This window comes from Rhodococcus sp. NyZ502 (assembly GCF_041464245.1).
Taxonomy (GTDB): Bacteria; Actinomycetota; Actinomycetes; order Mycobacteriales; family Mycobacteriaceae; genus Rhodococcus_F; species Rhodococcus_F qingshengii.
In genome coordinates this window covers 5,283,457-5,301,801 of record NZ_CP167155.1, presented here as the reverse complement: position 1 = coordinate 5,301,801, position 18,345 = coordinate 5,283,457, and the positions used below count along the sequence as shown (strand labels likewise).

Sequence of the window (18,345 nt, the reverse complement as noted above, 5' to 3'; positions counted from 1 at the left end):
GAGGCTCCCCATGCGTTTGACCGACTATCTCGACAAGGGAGCCTCTCTTGGTTCCACCGCACCGTGTTTGACGATGGGGGAGCGCACTCTCTCCTACGGCGAGGTGCAACAGTTCAGCCGACGCTTCGCAGCTTCGCTCGCGGCTTCGGGCATCGCGCCGGGCGAAAAGGTCGCGATTCTGTCCGGCAACGACCCGATCTCGTTCTCCTGCGTATTCGGTATCAGTAAGGCTGGTGCAGTCTGGTGCCCGATCAACCCTCGCAACGAAGCTGCGGAAAACCGAGACCTGTTGGATTTGTTCGATTGTCGCGCTCTGTTCTTCCAGAAGTCCTATGCGCCGCTAGTCGACCAGATCAAGGATGCGCTTCCCCAGTTGGTGACGCTCGTCTGCATCGACGGCGAATCGGAATCGGCACAATCTCTCGAAAGCTGGCTCGGGGAAGACGAACTCGACGTCGCTGCGCCCGACGACGTCACCATGCTGGTCGGCACCGGTGGTACAACTGGACGGCCAAAGGGAGTGATGTTGACCGGGCACAACATCGAGACGATGACCGCAATCACTTTGATGAGTTATCCGTTCGAGGGGTGCCCGGTGTATCTGGCGCTGGCACCGTTGACTCACGCCGCCGGTGTTCTGTGCTTCCCGATCATGGCCCTCGGCGGCGAAGTGGTGATCATGCCGAAGCCCGATCTCGGGTACTTCCTCGCGAACGTTCAGAAGCACAAGGTGACTCACACCTTCCTGCCGCCGACGCTCATCTACATGCTGCTCGAGCACGAGGCCCTGTCGGCCACGGATCTCAGCTCGCTGCAATGCTTCTGGTACGGAGCGGCGCCGATCTCCCCGACCAGACTCGCGGAGGCGATCGACAAGATCGGCCCGGTCATGGCTCAGCTGTTCGGGCAGAGTGAAGCCCCCATGATGATCTCGACGATGTCACCGAAGGAGCACTTCGGCTCGGACGGCACTGTCGCAACGTCACGACTTTCGTCGGCGGGTCGACCGTCGCCGCTGGTGACCGTGGGAATCATGGATGACAAAGGCGCGCTGCTCGGACATGGCGAGCGTGGTGAGGTGGTGATTCGCAGTTCGTTGGTGATGGCGGGTTATTACAAGAACCCCGACGCAACCGCGGAAGCGTCAGCCCACGGCTGGCATCACACCGGCGATATCGGGTACCTGGACGAGGACAATTTCCTGTTCATCGTCGACCGTGCGAAGGACATGATCATCACCGGCGGTTTCAACGTCTATTCGGTCGAGGTGGAGCAGGCACTCATGGCGTATCCGGGGATTCAGGACTGCGGAGTGATCGGGTTGCCGGACGACAAGTGGGGCGAACGCGTTGTGGCAGTGGTGCAACCGCACCTCGGCGCCGACATCGACGGCGCCGAGGTGATGGCTTTCGTGAAGGCTCGCATCGGAAGTGTGAAGACTCCGAAGCAAGTCATCGTCTGGGACGATCTACCTCGCTCCAAGGTCGGCAAAGTTCTCAAGAACGAGATCAAGAGCGAGCTGACGGGCTGAGGTCACGACTCGCACACCACGTCTTCGGCCGGCAGTGAGCCGTCGAGCAGGTACGAGTTGACGGCGGCGTTCGCGCAAGTATTCGCGTAGCCCGGGAACACCGCATGAGTGCGGCCTGGAACTGTCACGAGCCGTGAGCCTTTCATCGCTTCATGCATGCCGAGGCCTTCGTCGTACGTCGTGCGGGTGTCACCGGTTGCCTGGATCTGCAATGCCGGAACGTTGTTGTCGATGTCGATCCGCGTAGGGGCCTCACTGCGCCAGAACGCGCACGGCATGATCGTGTTGTGTGTGCCGGCAAAGATCGGCTGATCATCACGGTGCTCCTCCAACTTGTTGCGGTACCACTGGGGATCGCTCGGCATCGATACGTCTCCGCAGACGATGGCGATTGTCCCGGCATAGTCAGGACCGGTTCCCAGTTCGGTCTGGAACCATGCCTGCATCAATCTCGTCAGCTGGGGATGGATGTTCTCGACGGTCTTGCCTGCGGCGAGATCGCGCAACTGAACCAATACCTGTGCGAATGCCTCACTTTCCTTCTCGGTGTCGCCGGTTCCGTTGACGTACATCAGGAATGGAAGGACGTGATCGTCGACGGCATGATCACCGATCTGTATCGGAGTGGTGGCCGCGTCCGAGATCAGCTTCTCGATGAGGGCGCGAACTTCGGCGGGCGTCGATCCGAGTGCATAGGTGGAGTTGTGTTCTGCTGCCCACTGCGAGAATCCGTCGATCGCTTTCTCGTTGGCCGGGCCCATGTCCTGGAACATCTCGTATCCGTATTTCTTCGGATCCGGTGCACTGTCGAGAACCACACGGTCGATCCTGTCCGGGAACATTTGAGCATAGGTTGCACCGAGGTATGTGCCGTACGACCACCCGAAGTACGACGCCTTCTCCTGGTCGAGGGCGCCACGAATCACGTCGAGGTCGCGGGCGATGTTTTGAGTATTGATGTGCGGCAGATAGTCCGGGTACTTGTCCCAGCATGTGTCAGCGGCCTCGCGTGCGAGCGCAACACTCTCGTTCCATCCCTCGTCCGTGGTGCCCGGCGACCGCATCCATGTCATCTGTTCGACGCCGCAGTCGATCGGTGTGCTCTTGCCGAGTCCTCGGGTGTCCGTGCCGATGACGTCGTATGCCGCTGCGACTTCCGGTGTCATGCCCGCATTCAGAATCTCGGGCAATCCCAGTCCTCGGCCGCCCGGGCCGCCGGGGTTGGTGAGCAGGATCCCGCGTCGCTGTGCGGGGTCGGTGGATGCGACCCGCGAGATCGCCACTTCGATCGTCTTGCCGTCGGGGGCGGAATAGTCCAAAGGTACTGTGACCATGGCGCATTCACTTGCGGTCGACGTTCCGGTGTCTGTGGCGCATGGCCCCCACTCGAGATCCTGTTCGTAGAACGCGCTGAGATTCGATTGTGGATCTTCCTGCGGAGTAGCAGGATCCGAGCACGCCGCCAATGCAGGTACGGCGAGTGCGGCAGCGGCGATTGTGGTAGCCAGCCACCTTCGTGATCGAGGCATGCGTGATCTGGGCATGGTGAATCCAGTCATTGTCGTGTCCTTGCGTTGAGCCCATTTTCGGGCAGTGTTGGTCACCCCACTTCGAATGTGGGGGCTAATCAGGGTTTTTCAGAGGCGGGATTGACGGGCGGCGAACTCCGCGGCCACAGCCTTCGCGAATCTTTCCTGGGTGACGGTTCGTCGATCCGCTTGGTGTTCGCGCAGTACCGCTACCAGCCGGGTGGGGGAAGCGTCCTCCGGTGCAGCCTGTTCGGGTAGCACGCGCTCGGTGAAGTCGCAGAACTGAATGGCAAGGGCCGCAATCGTGTCCGCGTCAGCCGGTGCGTCGGCGAGGGCATACATACGAGTTATCAATTCGATGGCCTGCTCGCGGTTCGGCTCGGCCAATACCCGGCGATGGGCGGACAGGAGTGAATCGCAGACCTCGGGATCGCCCCCGGAGACCGTGAGTGCGAGGATCAGAAGTTCACGCTCGTTGTCGATCCACGCTGTCGGCGCACCGGCAACGACGTACTGTGCGAGCACTTCCGAAAACGCGTCGGGTAGTTCAGGATCGGCATTGCGGCGTAGCGACTCGATGTGCGCACGCTGAACAGCGATCTGTTCGGCCTTCGTCGCCAATTCCTTGTCGAGGGCATCGAGTGCGGACCGAGTGTCGTGAGCGTCGCCGTCGAGTAGTTCGGCGATCTTGGCAACAGGAATCCCCAGATCGCGCAGGCGGCGGATGCGACTCAGTCGTGCCAGGTCCACCGCCCGGTACATGCGGTAGCCGTTGGGTTGGCGTTGTGGTTCTTCGAGAAGGCCGTTCGAGTGGTAGTAGCGCACGGATCTGACGGTGGTGCCGGCCAATTTGGCCAGCTCGCCGATGGTCATCATCGCCCTGCCCTCCCGTGATCGAATCGGATTCCGTCTGTGAAAACCATTCTCCAACCTTGACGCGGCGTCAGGGTCAAGATTCGCGCCGGAGAACGTGACCGTTGACACTTTAAGGCGGTGAACTTAATCTGACTTTTGTCCTTTACGACATCGTCGATTTCGAGGAAGTGCCCTGATGGCTACCCTTTTTCCTGCGGCAACAATCTTTCCGATCCCCACCGACCCGCTTGCTGCGTACGGTCCACTCGTTGCTCACCGGAATCCCGAGTCGGTAGTTCCGGCACCGTACGAACACTTTGCGGTCAAGGCGGTCGCGCCGACGATCGGAGCGGAAATCTCCGGTATTCGACTCGGTGGGGGTCTGTCTGATGCCGTGATTGCGGAACTCCGCCGAGCTCTCCTCGAATGGAAAGTCCTCTTCTTCCGCGATCAGGACCTCGACCGAGCGGAACATCGAGCTTTTGCCGAGCGTTGGGGCGATCTCGAACAGCATCCGTTCTTCAAGTACACGCAGCCCGGGCAGACGGACGTCGATGTCACGACACTGGCGAAGGATGCGATGGTCGGCGGAGTCGAGAACAACTGGCACAACGACGTTACGTGGCACGAGTTTCCTTCGTTCGCAGCAGTTCTTCGTGCGGTCGAGGTGCCGGAGGTGGGTGGTGACACTTTGTGGGCCGATACTGCAGCTGGCTACGATCTGCTTCCTGAAGACATCAAGAAGCGTATCGACCCGCTTGTTGCAGAACACGATTGGATCAACTCGTTCGGCAGGTCGATGCCGGTGGATGCGGTCGAGATGTTGCGTCCGAAGTTCCCCGCTGTGCAGCATCCGGTGGTTCGGATCATTCCGGAAAGTGGCAGGCGGGTGTTGTTCGTCAACATGACCTTCACGCAACGGATCTTGGGTGTGTCAGAAGAAGAATCGAACGAACTTCTCACGATGCTGTATCGCCACGTCAATCGTCCGGAATTTCAGGTCCGTTTGAAGTGGGAGCCGAATACTGTTGCCTTCTGGGACAATCGGACCTGCCAGCACTACGCGGCCAGTGACTACTTCCCGGCTCGTCGTGTGATGGATCGAATCTCGATTGTCGGGGATCGACCGGTGGGCGTCGGGGGCTGATACGACGCTCAGCGCCTCGAGTGTCTACTACGGGAAGTAGTAACGCACCTCACATGGTTTTTCGACGCCTTGTCGATATGATTTCGACAAGGCGTCGATAAAAGTCGGCGTGACTCGTATCGACGACTTTGGAGCTTCCCGAATGTTCCTCGCCCTGCGTGAACTGTGGTTTGCGCGAAATCGATTCCTCTTGATGGGTGCCGTGGTTGCCCTCATCTCGATCCTGATGGTGATTCTGTCCGGCCTCTCGTCCGGACTGGTAAATGACGGTGTCTCCGCTTTGCAGCGGACGCCGATTCAGGCGTTTGCCTTCGCACCGGACACCAAAGCCGACTCAGCGTTTTCGCGCTCGGTCGTCACCGAGGAGCAGGCGCAGGCATGGCGTATGCAACCCGATGTCCAAGACGCCGAGCTCTTCGGCAACATGATCGTCAATGCAAAAACTCGCAGTGGCACGCCTGTCGATCTCACGCTCTTCGGCATCGAACCTGGCTCCTTCCTCGAGCCCGTCTCCGCCGACGGGAGGGGGCTGCAAGCCGACACGGAAATCATCGTCAGCTCTACCTTCCGTGACGACGGTGTTGCGATCGGTGACACCGTGATACTCGATCGACTCGGTACGGAGCTGACAGTTGTCGGATTCACCGAAGACAAGCGCACTTTCGGTCACGTCGACGTCGCCTACCTGCCCCTGCGTACTTGGCAGGAGGTTCACGCCGGTGCCAAGATCGGCGAAACCGCCAATGCCAGTGCCTATTCCGAAGCAAGTGTTGTTGCGATTCGGGGCATTGGTGGCGCGTTACCGGATCTCGTGTCGGGTGATGCGGCGGCGGGAACGTCCGCAAAGACGCTCGAGGAATCTTTCGACTCCTCACCAGGGTTCTCCGCGGAAATGATGACTATGTCGATGATCAAGGCGTTTCTGTACGCGATTTCGGCCCTGGTGGTTGGTGCATTCTTCAGTATCTGGACGGTTCAGCGCGGTCGTGAACTCGCAGTGCTGCGCGCGATGGGAGCCTCTACCGGCTTCCTGCTTCGTGACGGCATGGCGCAGGCACTGGTAGTGCTGCTTGGTTCCATCGGCCTCGGTGTGTTGCTGGGCTTGGGGCTCGGTTCGGGGCTCGAAGGCGGGGGGATGCCGTTCGCCCTCGAGTCCGGCCCAGTCGTCAACGGCGCAGTGCTCTTGGCGGTACTCGGGCTGGTCGGCGCAGCCGTTGCCATCGTCCGTGTTACCCGTGTCAACCCGCTCACCGCATTGGGAGAAAACCGATGACCACAGTCGAAAAGACCACAACCGGATTGGTATTGACCGCTGTCAGTCTTCGATTCGGTGACGGTGACTCCACCGTGCTCGCCCTCGACAACGTGAACCTGGAGGTCTCGTGCGGTGAACTTGTCGCGATCGTCGGACCGTCAGGCGCTGGAAAGTCGAGCTTGCTCGCTGTGGCCGGCGGACTCGGTCGGCCGTCGAGTGGAACGATTGTCATCGACGGCGTGGACGTGTCGGCGATGCCGGCCCGTGCTCTCGCCAAACTTCGACGAGACAAGGTCGGCTTCGTCTTTCAGTCCGGCAACCTGATTCCAGCGCTGACGGCGCGCGATCAGCTTCGGCTGATTCCCAAGCTCACGGGGCGGCCGGGTCGCGATCCCGAGGAGTTGCTCGACTCGGTCGGTATGAGTCACCGTGCAGATCGTCGACCCGGTCAACTCTCCGGCGGTGAACGCCAGCGCGTCGGTATCGCTCGGGCATTGATGAGCAATCCCTCGCTACTGCTCGTCGACGAGCCGACGGCTGCTCTCGACCGCAAACGCAGCCATGAGGTGGTCGAACTGCTCTCGCGCGAAACTCACGAGGCAGGCGTCGCTACGATCATGGTGACCCACGATCACGACGTGCTCGGGCACTGCGACCGCATCCTCGAAATGGTTGACGGTCGGTTGCGTCAGAGCGAGTAAGCCCGCGAGGGGACTGGAGGAGATTCGGTGCCGAGGATCGATGCGCCCACTGTGGTCGAGCATCGTGCTGCTCAGCGCCGTGCCCTCCTCGACGCTGCACACGCTCTTCTGTCCGAGGCCCCGGATCGGCCACCGGGGCTCGGTGAGGTGGCAGCGAAGGCCGGGCTCGCCAGGTCGAGTGCCTACCACTACTTCCGGTCCCGGGAAGATCTCCTCAGTGCCGTCGTCGAAGACATGTTCCCGCGCTGGAACGACAAGATCGTCGAGGCGATGGCAGGCGCAGACGATCCGGTATGGGCGTACGTCGAGGCAAACCTCCAACTGGTTGCCGACGGGGAGCATGCGATAGTCGGAGCGCTGGCGACACTGACCCCGCAAACATTTCGAGATTCGCGGATCATGGAAATGCACGACAGTCTTGTGCTTCCGCTGGTCGAGGCCCTCCGCCTCCGTGGCGTGTCGGACCCGAACCTCACCGCCAAGTTGATCAACTCGCTGGTGCATACGGGTACCGAACTGATCGAATCCGGTTGCAGCATGGAGGAAGTCAGGTCCGCCGTGCGTGAGGTCCTCGCGTGACGGGCACCCTCAGGCCGTAATCAGATCCATCCGAAGGTACTCGGTGATGCGGAGCAGCCTCGGGGGTTGGGACACGTCTGAGGAAAGTGCTTGAAGTGCTTCGTCTTTCGCGACGAGGCGTGGGGTGCCGAGGCTCACCTCCGTCTCGTCGACCGACAGTCGAGCGCTTCCCGCTCTCAAGACGTTCTGCACCCAGTCCGAGCCTGATCCGTACACCAGAATGAAGACGTAGCCACCCTCGACCGGATAGGCGTCGAGGGGCGTCCGGTAGGTCGTGCCGGATGTGCGTCCGACGTGAGTCAGTACCGGCCATTTACCGCTCGAAATTGCACGCGGGTTGAACACTCGTTTGTTGACATGTCCCCACCATCTAGGCATCGGCATTGTGATCTCCTCTCTCGATCGCCTTACGAGCGTAAGGCGGGCTTACACCTGTAAGGGTGACTTACGTATGTAAGGTTGTCAACGTATTCGTTCCGCCGAGGGGAGTCTGTGTGTCACGGCAACCGCGACAGTCGCTGAACAGGACTCGCGTAATCGAGGGTGCGATCCGCGTTGCCGACGCGGGTGGTGTCGAAGCCGTCACGATGCGACGGGTGGCCCAGGAGCTGGGCATCGAGGCGATGTCGCTCTACCACCACGTGCCCAACAAAGATGCGATTCTCGACGGCCTCGTCGATGCGGTCTTCGAGGCGATCGACCTGCCCGACAGTGAGTGTGCGGATTGGCGAGATGCAATCCGTGGACGCGCCTTTTCCGCTCGCACAGTCCTGTCGCAGCACCGTTGGGCTCTCGGTCTGCTGGATTCGCGACGCAACCCTGGCTCGGCGACCCTGCGTCATCTCGACGCTGTGCTCGGAGTGCTCCGGAAGGCCGGGTTCACACTCCCGATGGCCGCCCACGGAGCCTCGCTGATCGACAGCTACATCGGCGGATATGTTCTCCAGGAGGCGAATCTGCCGATCAGCGGGCCCGTCGACGTCGAAGAGGTTGCGAGTGACATCCTCGAGCGCCTTCCGGCTGAAGAGTTGCCCTTCCTTCACGAGATGATCGTCGATCACGGTCTGAGTCCTGATTACGACCACACGAATGAGTTCGCCTACGGTCTCGATCTCATCCTCGATGCGCTCGAGGCGCGCCGAGGCTAGCGCTGAACCGGCACGTGCTTCGTGACTATCCGGTGGATCAGACGAGCAGCCGTTCGGGCAGTGCGATTGTCGACGTCTAGGCTCGGGTTCAGTTCGGCGACATCGAGAACCGCGAGTTTTCCGCTGGACGTGACTCGGTCACATACGTATTGGATGGTTTCGAGGCTGACTCCGTAGGCCGCAGGTGCGCTGACGCCCGGCGCCACAGCTGCAGGCAGGACATCGAGGTCGATGGTCAGGTAGACCAGATCGACGTCGTCGAGGAAGTCTGCGAGGAACTGATCCACGACGCCTCGGCCGATCGCTCCGCATTCTTCGTCGAGCAGATAGCGAACACCGAGGCGGTCAGCCGTGTCGAACAGTGCCGTGGTGTTGCTCGGTTGGCTGATTCCGATCACGCTGTACTGATGTGAGGTGCCTGCCGCGGCTTCGTCCTCGGCGATCTGACGAAAGGGTGTGCCGGAGCTGGGTATCGGATCGCCCCGCAGGTCGAAGTGCGCGTCCAAGTTGAGGATTCCGAGTTTGGCTCCAGCGGTTCGCAACTCGGAGCCCGCGACGCCGAGGTATGTGCCGTAGGCGATTTCGTGTCCTCCCCCGAGAACCACGGGGAAGTGTCCCGAATCAAGCGCAGCGCTGACGGCGTTCCCGAGCGCGGCTTGACCGGCCTCGAGTTCTTCACCCGACACGGCAACGGTTCCGGCGTCCTGAATCTGCAGTGGTTCGGCCAGCGCCATGGAAGCCAACCCGGCTCGCAAAGCGTCGGGGCCATCCGCGGCACCGCGGCGGCCCTTGTTGCGGCGGACTCCTTCGTCGCTGGAGAATCCGATCAGAACACAGTCGCCGGGAGCTGTTTCGGCTGAATACGGTTGCACGGCATGATGCCACCGCAGATGCTGGGCAGTGGTGCCGTCGGAGCGCCCGGTCCACGGCTTGGGTTCGATGTCGACTGCGATCTGATGTGCCACGACGGCCTCCCGGTGAGTGTATTTCAGTAGCTTGTGGCGAGTGCGCCGTTTTTCCAGACCTCGCGCACCAGAGGGACGCCCGGGCGGTAGGCGAGGTGGAGGTACGACGGTGCATCGAGCGCGATGGCGTCGGCACGTGTTCCGAGAGAAAGGGTTCCGACGTCGGTGCGCTGCAGCGCCCGGGCGCCTCCTGCAGTGGCTGCCCAGACTGCCTCGGCGGGTGTCATGTGCATGTCTCGCACCGCAATTGCTATGCAGAACGGGAGGCTGGTGGTGTAGCAGGTGCCGGGATTGCAGTCGGCGCCGAGAGCTACTGTGACGCCGGCGTCCAGCAGTGCGCGGGCGTCGGGGTACTTGTTGCGGGTGGAGAAGTCGGCACCTGGCAACAGTGTTGCGACGGTGGAACTCTGAGCCAGGGCGTCGATGTCCTCGGCGGTGACGTAGGTGACGTGATCGACGGATGCGGCTCCCATCTCGACGGCGAGTTGAACTCCTGGCCCTTCGCCGAGTTGATTGCCGTGGACGCGGGGGATCAGTCCAGCGGCGACGCCTGCGCTCAGGACTGCATGTGCCTGTTCGCGGTTGAACGCGCCTCGCTCGCAGAAGACATCGATCCACTTCGCGTGTGGCGCACAGGCAGGGATCATCTCGTCGCACGCCATGGCGACGTAGTCATCGACGCGACCGGCATATTCGGGTGGTGGAACGTGGGCGGCCAGCAGTGTGACCTCGTCGGTGAACTGTCCGGCGATCAGTGCGCTGCGTAGTTCGCTCTCGGTGTTCTGCCCGTATCCGGTCTTGCATTCGACGGTTGTGCTGCCGGAGCGCAGGGATTCGTCGAGTAGGCGTCGAACATTGGCCTGCAATTGTTCGTCGGTGGCCGAGCGCGTCGCTTCGATGGTGTTGCGAATGCCGCCGGCGGCGTACTTCTCGCCCGCCATGCGAGCTGCGAATTCCTCGGCCCGCTCGCCACCGAACACCAGGTGCGAGTGACTCTCCACGAAACCGGGGAGCAGGGCCCGACCGCCGATATCCTGACCGATATCGGCAGCCGGGGCGTCGGCGGAATCACCGACCCAAGCAACAACGCCGTCGTCGAAAACGATTGCCGCGTCGTGTCGTACGCCGAGCTTGCCCTCACCCAGAGTCGGGTCATTGGTGACGAGGGTTCCGATGTTGGTCAGAACTGTGGTTCGAGAACCATTCGTGGTCAATGTAATTCCTAACTCAGGGTGAGGTGGTGGGGCTGTTTCAGTTCTCGGTCATCGGGATTCGGACGCCGCGCGTGGCTGCCGTGTCGATGGCGTGGTCGTATCCTGCATCCGCATGCCGGATGACGCCCATCCCGGGATCGTTGGTGAGAACTGCTTCGAGCTTCTTGGCTGCGAGTTCGGTGCCGTCGGCGATGCACACCTGTCCCGCGTGGATGGAGCGTCCCATACCGACGCCGCCGCCTTGGTGGAGTGAAACCCACGAAGCGCCGGACGCGGTGTTGACCAGGGCGTTGAGCAGCGGCCAGTCGGCGATCGCGTCGGACCCGTCGATCATCGATTCGGTTTCGCGGTACGGCGAGGCGACCGATCCGGAGTCGAGGTGATCGCGGCCGATGGCGATCGGTGCGGAGAGCTCGCCCGAGGCCACCATCTCGTTGAACTTGAGGCCGGCGAGGTGGCGCTCACCGTATCCGAGCCAGCAGATGCGAGCCGGAAGGCCTTCGAAGGCAACCTTTTCGCCGGCCATGGTGATCCAGCGGCGCAGGTGCTCGTTCTCGGGGAAGAGCTCGAGGATGGCCTTGTCGGTGGCTTCGATGTCCTTGGGATCACCCGAGAGCGCTGCCCAGCGGAAGGGGCCGAGGCCTTCTTCGAAGAGCGGACGGATGTAGGCGGGAACGAATCCGGGGAAGTCGAATGCACGGTCGTAGCCGGCCTTGCGGGCCTCGTCGCGGATGGAGTTGCCGTAGTCGAATACCTCGGCGCCGGCGTCCATGAATCCGACCATGGCCTTGACGTGTGCGGCCATCGCGTTGCGGGAATCTTCGGTGAACTTCTGCGGATCCTTCTCCGACATGGTCTTCATGTCGCCGAAGTCGATGCCGATCGGCAGGTAGGCGAGGGGATCGTGCGCCGAGGTCTGGTCGGTCACGATGTCGATGGGGGCCTTCATCTCCAGCAGCGCCGGGAAGATCTCTGCCGCATTGCCTTCGAGGCCGATGGAGAGCGGCTTCTTGGCATCGCGTGCCGCGGTCGCCAGTTCGAGCGCGTGCTCGATGCTGTCTGCCTTGGTGTCGAGGTACTTGTGGGCGATACGACGGTCGATGCGGGTGATGTCGCAGTCGACGCAGATCGCGACGCCGTCGTTCATAGTGACGGCGAGAGGCTGAGCGCCGCCCATGCCGCCGAGACCCGCAGTGAGGGTGATCGTTCCGGCGAGTGAGCCGTTGTAGCGCTTCTTCGCGATGGCGCCGAAGGTCTCGTACGTACCCTGCAGGATTCCCTGGGTGCCGATGTAAATCCAGGAGCCTGCGGTCATCTGGCCGTACATGGTCAGGCCGAGGTCTTCGAGACGGCGGAACTCTTCCCAGTTCGCCCAGTCACCGACCAGGTTGGAGTTGGCGATCAGCACTCGCGGTGCCCACTCGTTGGTGCGGAAGACACCGACCGGCTTGCCGGACTGCACCAGCATGGTCTCGTCGTTCTTCAGCGTCTTCAGCGTGGCGACCATGGCGTCGAAGGCAGCCCAACTACGCGCTGCGCGACCGGTTCCGCCGTAGACGACGAGGCTGTCCGGGTGCTCGGCAACATCGGGGTCGAGGTTGTTCATGAGCATGCGCAGGGCACCCTCCTGCTGCCAACCGAGCGTCGTGAGCTCGGGGCCGCGGGGAGCGCGGACGGGGCGCGGCTCGTGGCCGGGGGTGCTGATTTCCATTGTGTTCTCCTAGCTTGCTGAAGTTCGAAAGACGTTGGGGGATCAGACGCGAGAGTCGGTCATCGCGGTGTGATCGGGGTAGATCATCGACGAAGGGGGATTGCTCGTGCGCTTGGCGAGTGGGTAATAGATCAGCCCGGTGAACACGATGCCGACCAGCCACGAGATGTCGGCGCCGCCGAGCATGTCCGTGACGGGGCCGGTGTACATCTTCTGGGCGAGGAACGGGATCTGGGCGAGAACGCCGGCGGCGTAGCAAGCCAATGCGGTGAAGTTCCATGCTCCGTATCGACCGTTGACGTCGTACAGCGCCGGAATGTCGATGCGTTCCTTGGAGATCAGGTAGTAGTCGATCAGATTGATCGCACTCCACGGCGTGAACACCATCAGCAACACCAGGACGAAGTTCTTGAAGTTGTCCAGGAAGTCGGCGCTGGCGGCGATGGCGATCAAGACCGAGACCGCAGTGAAACCGAGGATGTAGAGGGTGCGCGCGGTGCTCGAGATTCGCGACTGTCCGTTGAAGGCGGTGACGGTGGTCAGGATCGACATGAATCCGCCGTAGGCGTTGAGCACGTTCACCGTCAGCTTGCCGACCAGGATGACGAAGTAGATCAGGAAGGCGATGGCAGCGGGTCCGGCCAGATCTCCCATGAAGCCGACCTGGTTACCCAGGAACGCGTCGCCGGCGCAGGCCGCGACGAGAGCGCCGAAGGTCATGGACCACTGCGATCCGATGACACTACCGAGGAACGTCGACCAGAACGTGGTGCTCTCGGAAGTGCTGCGCGGCAGGTAACGCGAGTAGTCGGCGACGTACGGGCCGAAGGTGAGCTGCCAACCGGCACCCAGCGAGATCGCGAGCAGGAAGGTGACTATGTCGAAGCCCTTGATGCCGACGTACGAGGCGACGTCGTACTCGAGGAACAGTCGAACGGCCAGGTAGGAGAATCCGACGATGCCCACGACGGTGGCGATCCTGCCGACGATGTGGATCAGCTTGTAGCCGGTGACCGCGACGAATGCGGTGAGGAGACCGAAGACGACGATGCCGACGGTGGGGCTGTCGATGTGCAGGATCTTGTTGACGGCCTGTCCGGCCAACACGGTGCCGGTGGCAGCGAAGCCGAGGTACATCAGGATGACGAGAACAAGCGGTACGACTGCTCCCTTGACGCCGAACTGGGCGCGACTCGAGATCATCTGGGGGAGACCCATACGCGGGCCCTGGGCGGAGTGAAGCGCCATGACAGCGCCACCGAAGATGTTGCCGATCAGAAGTCCGACGATCGCCCAGATGGCGTCCGCGCCGAATACGACGGCGAGAGCGCCGTCGACGATTGCAGTGATCTGCATGTTGGCGCCGAACCAGAGAGTGAACTGGCTGCGCGGGGTGCCGTGTCGTTCTGCATCCGGGACGACGTCGATAGTGCGTCGTTCCGGAGTGAGGATGACCTCGGCCGGTCCATCGTGAGTCATAGGCCTGTCTTTCTGCTGCGAGCCCGTCGAGCGACGGAATCGACGTCGGGGTATTGCCCACCTTCTTCGTGCTTGGTGCTTTGCGCCTTGTGCTTTGTGCGCTGGGTCACTGTCACTGCGGATAAATGTATATGCCTGTATATACAGGCGTCAATACCCGGGACCCGTTTTCGCGTAAATGCTGTGTAACACCACGCGAGAAATCAGAAACCCTTACCCGGGTTGAGGATTCCGAGCGGGTCGAAGGCAGCCTTGATCGATCGGTGCAGTTGCATGCTGTTCTCGCCGAGCTCGAGAGAGAGCCAGCGACGCTTCAGAACGCCGACGCCGTGCTCTCCGGTCAGAGTTCCGCCGAGTTCGAGAGCACGCCGGAAGACCTCGTCCGCGGCGGTCCACACGGCTTCGGGGACCGAGCCGTCGGCAGCGCGGTCGAAGACGAAGGTCGGATGGACGTTGCCGTCACCAGCATGCGCGACAGTCATGATCTTGACCATGTGCTCGGCGGCCGCTCGGTCGATACTCTCGAGCATGTCGGGCAGTTTCGACCGCGGGACCCCGACGTCTTCCACGAGACATTGCCCGAGTCGTTCGGAAGCCGGATAGGCGAGTCGGCGAATCTCGAGTAGCTGTGCGGCTTCTGCCGCGTCCTGCGAGACGGCGACAAAATCGGCGCCCGCCCTCTCGAAGTGTTTCTGCATCGCCGCGGCTGCTGCGTCGGCATCGACCCCGTCGGCCTGTGCGATCAGCATCGCGGCGGTGTTGTCTTCCAACCCGATTCGTTTCCAGTCGTCGACTGCGCGCAGCGTTGCTCGATCGATCAGCTCCAGCAGGCTCGGTCCGATCCCGTCGCGAACGACCGCGGCAACTGCGTCCGCTGCGGAGCGGAGAGAATCGAAACTGCCGACGACGGTGACCGGTGCTGTCTTGGGCTTGGGCTGCAACTTCAGCGTGGCACTCGTGACGACTCCGAGTGTTCCCTCCGAACCGACGAGAAGACTGGTCAAGTCGTATCCCGCAACACCTTTGACGGTCCTTCGGCCTGTCCGCACGATCCGACCGTCGGCGAGCACAACCTCGAGACCCAGGACTGAATCGCGGGTGACGCCGTACTTCACGCAACGCAGTCCACCGGCGTTGGTGGCGATGTTTCCGCCGATCGTGGAGATCTCGAAACTGCTCGGATCAGGGGCGTACATCAGCCCGTACTCGTCTGCTGCTCGACTGATGTCGGCGTTGATCACCCCGGCTTCCACGACAGCGAGCTGATCGTCCGGATTGACCTCGAGAATCGAGCGCATGCGAGTGGTCGAGATGACCAGGCAGCCCTCGACGGCTGCCCCGCCGCCCGCCAAACCGGTTCCCGCACCGCGGGTTACCACCGGGACACGGTGAGCAGTAGCCCATTTCAGCGCCTCGGAAATGTCGGCCGCAGTTTCGGCGAGCATGACGGCCGCCGGATGGCCGGGTTCGGCGAGATGGGCCTCGTCACGGCGGTACGAGTCCATTACCGCAGGGTCGGTGATCAGGCGACTCGAACCGATCGACCGAGCAAGTTCGTGGACGGACATTCTTTTCTCCAGTCGGTCAATGGTTGTGTGCGAGTGCATCCACAGCGGCGATCACGGCGTCTTCTGCTGCCCGCTCACCTACGGTCACCCGCACTCCCTCGCCGGGGAACATCCGGACCGAGACACCCTGCGCGACGCAGGCCGCTTCGAGCGCAGAAGCTCTCTTGCCGAGAGGGATCCACACGAAGTTGGCACCGCTCGGGACCGTCTCGACGCCGCGCAGAGCCAATTGCTCACGTAGGTGAGAACGACCCGCGGTCACCGTTTCGACTATCGAATCGGTGTGTGCCGGATCGGTCAGGGCCGCGCAGGCCGCGGCCTCGGCAACGGCGCTGAGCCCGAAGGGCGGTGCAGCGCTGCGAAGATCCGCTGCGATCGCCGAGTTGGTGACGGCATAGCCGGCACGAAGTCCGGCCAATCCGTAAGCCTTGGAGAAGGTTCGGAAGACGACGATGTTGGGAAAGGTTCGAAGCAGGTCGACGCCGTCGACGTCGCTGGTCGCGAACTCCCGGTAGGCCTCGTCCAGGAGGATGAGGACGTCGCTCGGGATTGCACGGGCGAACGCGACGAACTCGGCGGTCGAGAACTCGCTACCGGTCGGATTGTTGGGGTTGCAGACGAGTACCGCGCGGGTTTGCGGGGTCACCGCCGCCGCCATTGCACTCAGATCGTGCCGATGTTCGGAATCGAGTGCGACGGGGACACCGCTCGCCCCGGCGATTCCGATCAGTATCGGGTACGCCTCGTAGCTGCGCCACGGGTAGACGACCTCGGTGCCCGGACCCGTGTACGCAGTCAATACCTGCTGGAGCAGTGCCAACGAACCGGCGCCGACCAATACCTGGTCGTCGCCGACGCCCAGGCGGCCGCTCAACCGAGCGATCAGCGTGTCGCCGAACAGCGACGGATACAAGTGCGAGTGTGAGGCCGCGAGATTGACGGCCTCGAGAATGGCCGCCGAGGGTGCAACCGTCGACTCGTTGCTCGACGCCCGCCACCGAACCTGCTCGAGGCCGGCGGCTTTGGAGTATCGAGGGAGTGCTTCGATTTCGGGTCGGGGGCGAGGCCTCAGCGCACCGGGCGCGGTCATGCCAGGGCGCCGATCGCGTTCTCCGCGGCCGCAACAAGTGCACCCGATGCCGCCAAGTCCACCGCGGCCTCGATCTCGGGGGACAGGAAGCGATCGGTACCCGGCCCCTGCACCTTCTCGCGCAGGGTCCGAAGGACGGCTCCGGTGGCGGGGGAGGGCTCGAGTGGGGAGCGCAAATCGATTCCTCGTGCTGCAGTCAGTATCTCGATCGCGAGAACTCGGGTGAGACCGTCGATGGACCGGCGGAGCTTGCGTGCACCCGACCATCCCATGGAGACGTGATCTTCCTGCATGGCCGAGGAGGGAATCGAATCGACACTGGCCGGGCTCGCGAGTCGCTTGAGTTCGGACACGATGGCAGCTTGTGTGTACTGCGCGATCATCAGTCCGCTGTCGACACCGGGGTCGTCGGCGAGGAAGGGGGTCAGACCGTGATTGCGTGCTACGTCGAGGAAGCGGTCGGTTCGGCGTTCGCTGATACCCGCGACATCCGCGGTCACGATGGCGAGAAAGTCCAAGACGTAGGCCACGGGAGCTCCGTGGAAGTTACCGTTCGACCGAACCCTTCCGTCGAGAGTGACGACGGGATTGTCGACAGCACTGGCCAATTCGCGCCCGGCAACCAGTCGGGCGTGATCGACGGTGTCGCGTGCGCCGCCGGCAACCTGCGGTGCGCACCGCAGTGAGTACGCGTCCTGAACTCTGGTGCAGTCAGGGCCCGCATGGCTGGCGACGATCGGGGAGTCGGCAAGCAAGCGCACCATGTTCGAGGCGGCCGCGCCCTGTCCGGGGTGGGGGCGAAGCGCCTGAAGATCGGCGGCGAACACTTGATCGGTGCCGAGCAAGCCCTCGACGCTCATAGCGGCAGCGATGTCGGCCAACTTGAGCAGATGATCGAGATCGGTGATCGCAAGGGCCAGTTGACCGAGCATCCCGTCGGTACCGTTGATCAGTGCGAGGCCTTCCTTCTCGGCCAGAACCACCGGTTCGAGACCATGGGCAGCCAATGCCGTTGCCGCATCGGTGAGTTCACCGTCGGCGGTGCGGACGGAACCTTCACCGATGATTGCCATCGCCACATGCGCCAGTGGTGCCAGATCTCCCGAGCATCCGAGGCTGCCGTATTCGTGCACCACCGGGGTGATGCCTGCGGTGAGTAGGTCGGCGTACGCCTGTGCGACTACAGGGCGCACTCCGGTCCGCCCGGTGGCGAGCGTCGACAGACGCAGAAGCATCAAGGCCCGGATCACTTCGCGTTCGACTTCCGGTCCCGAACCTGCCGCATGTGAGCGGATCAGGCTGCGCTGCAACTGTGTCCGCAGATGCGCCGGAATGTGCCGGGTGGCAAGTGCGCCGAATCCGGTGGAAACTCCGTAGACCGGTGTGGGGTCTGCGGCCAGGGCTTCGATGCGTGCACGACTTTCGGCGATCGCGGCCAGTGATTCCGCGGTCAATGCAACGCCGTATCCGTTGCGCGCGACGTCGACGACGTCGGCGATGGTGACAGCGCCGATTCCGACCTCGATGGTTCGGGTGGCTGTCTGGGTGGCAGGGGTGGCGTTCATGGGACTCC

16 protein-coding genes are annotated in these 18,345 nt (G+C 62.5%); 6 read left to right on the top strand and 10 right to left on the bottom strand.

Translation table 11 applies throughout. The features are described from left to right. Positions 1-10: 10 nt before the first annotated feature. Positions 11-1,531 carry an AMP-binding protein gene (locus ACBG85_RS24430; RefSeq protein WP_372025192.1) on the top strand — a complete coding sequence of 507 codons (1,521 nt, stop codon included), beginning with the start codon at positions 11-13 and terminating at the stop codon, positions 1,529-1,531. 2 nt (positions 1,532-1,533) lie between these two features. Here ACBG85_RS24430 and ACBG85_RS24425 read toward each other — a convergent pair whose 3' ends face one another. Then, positions 1,534-3,090 carry an alpha/beta fold hydrolase gene (locus ACBG85_RS24425; RefSeq protein WP_083057061.1) on the bottom strand — a complete coding sequence of 519 codons (1,557 nt, stop codon included), beginning with the start codon at positions 3,088-3,090 and terminating at the stop codon, positions 1,534-1,536. A 78-nt stretch (positions 3,091-3,168) separates the two neighbouring features. Continuing rightward, positions 3,169-3,936, bottom strand: coding sequence for a MerR family transcriptional regulator (locus tag ACBG85_RS24420; protein ID WP_064074269.1), 768 nt, complete (start codon positions 3,934-3,936; stop codon positions 3,169-3,171). A gap of 175 nt (positions 3,937-4,111) precedes the next feature. On the opposite strand from ACBG85_RS24420, the gene ACBG85_RS24415 reads away from it, so the two are divergent. From ACBG85_RS24415 to ACBG85_RS24400, 4 genes are all read left to right on the top strand, one after another. After that, a complete protein-coding gene (locus tag ACBG85_RS24415) occupies positions 4,112-5,062 on the top strand; it encodes a TauD/TfdA family dioxygenase (protein WP_054781556.1) in 951 nt (316 codons plus the stop codon). A gap of 142 nt (positions 5,063-5,204) precedes the next feature. Next, complete coding sequence (locus ACBG85_RS24410) at positions 5,205-6,335, top strand: ABC transporter permease (protein WP_064074323.1); 1,131 nt, start codon at positions 5,205-5,207, stop codon at positions 6,333-6,335. Further along, on the top strand, positions 6,332-7,018 hold the full coding sequence (locus ACBG85_RS24405) for an ABC transporter ATP-binding protein (protein WP_003939803.1): 687 nt from the start codon (positions 6,332-6,334) through the stop codon (positions 7,016-7,018). The genes ACBG85_RS24410 and ACBG85_RS24405 overlap by 4 nt, the downstream gene beginning before the upstream one ends. Before the next feature lie 27 nt (positions 7,019-7,045). After that, positions 7,046-7,597, top strand: coding sequence for a TetR/AcrR family transcriptional regulator (locus ACBG85_RS24400; RefSeq protein ID WP_372025189.1), 552 nt, complete (start codon positions 7,046-7,048; stop codon positions 7,595-7,597). A gap of 9 nt (positions 7,598-7,606) precedes the next feature. Here ACBG85_RS24400 and ACBG85_RS24395 read toward each other — a convergent pair whose 3' ends face one another. Then, the gene (locus tag ACBG85_RS24395; protein WP_372025187.1) at positions 7,607-7,981 is read right to left on the bottom strand and encodes a nitroreductase family deazaflavin-dependent oxidoreductase; all 375 of its coding nucleotides are present in this window, start codon (positions 7,979-7,981) and stop codon (positions 7,607-7,609) included. A 110-nt stretch (positions 7,982-8,091) separates the two neighbouring features. Between ACBG85_RS24395 and ACBG85_RS24390 the strand changes: the two genes are divergently transcribed. Further along, the gene (locus tag ACBG85_RS24390; RefSeq protein WP_372025185.1) at positions 8,092-8,745 is read left to right on the top strand and encodes a TetR/AcrR family transcriptional regulator; all 654 of its coding nucleotides are present in this window, start codon (positions 8,092-8,094) and stop codon (positions 8,743-8,745) included. Here ACBG85_RS24390 and hutG read toward each other — a convergent pair. The 7 genes from hutG to hutH form a co-directional block, all read right to left on the bottom strand. Then, positions 8,742-9,710, bottom strand: coding sequence for a formimidoylglutamase (gene hutG, locus ACBG85_RS24385; protein ID WP_372025183.1), 969 nt, complete (start codon positions 9,708-9,710; stop codon positions 8,742-8,744). The two genes, ACBG85_RS24390 and hutG, sit on opposite strands and share 4 nt — an antisense overlap. 23 nt (positions 9,711-9,733) lie before the next feature. Next, positions 9,734-10,924: an imidazolonepropionase gene (hutI, locus tag ACBG85_RS24380; protein ID WP_054187472.1), complete on the bottom strand. Its 1,191-nt coding sequence runs from the start codon at positions 10,922-10,924 to the stop codon at positions 9,734-9,736. Positions 10,925-10,961: 37 nt separating this feature from the next. Then, positions 10,962-12,635: a urocanate hydratase gene (hutU, locus tag ACBG85_RS24375; protein ID WP_007732742.1), complete on the bottom strand. Its 1,674-nt coding sequence runs from the start codon at positions 12,633-12,635 to the stop codon at positions 10,962-10,964. A 42-nt stretch (positions 12,636-12,677) separates the two neighbouring features. Then, the gene (locus ACBG85_RS24370) at positions 12,678-14,114 is read right to left on the bottom strand and encodes a cytosine permease (RefSeq protein WP_003940251.1); all 1,437 of its coding nucleotides are present in this window, start codon (positions 14,112-14,114) and stop codon (positions 12,678-12,680) included. A 203-nt stretch (positions 14,115-14,317) separates the two neighbouring features. Further along, on the bottom strand, positions 14,318-15,682 hold the full coding sequence (locus ACBG85_RS24365; protein WP_372025180.1) for an FAD-binding oxidoreductase: 1,365 nt from the start codon (positions 15,680-15,682) through the stop codon (positions 14,318-14,320). Between the two features lie 16 nt (positions 15,683-15,698). Continuing rightward, entirely contained in the window at positions 15,699-16,772 is a 1,074-nt protein-coding gene (locus ACBG85_RS24360) for a histidinol-phosphate transaminase (RefSeq protein ID WP_311093947.1), read from the bottom strand. Continuing rightward, a complete protein-coding gene (gene hutH, locus ACBG85_RS24355; protein WP_007732730.1) occupies positions 16,769-18,337 on the bottom strand; it encodes a histidine ammonia-lyase in 1,569 nt (522 codons plus the stop codon). The genes ACBG85_RS24360 and hutH overlap by 4 nt, the downstream gene beginning before the upstream one ends. Positions 18,338-18,345 lie beyond the last annotated feature (8 nt).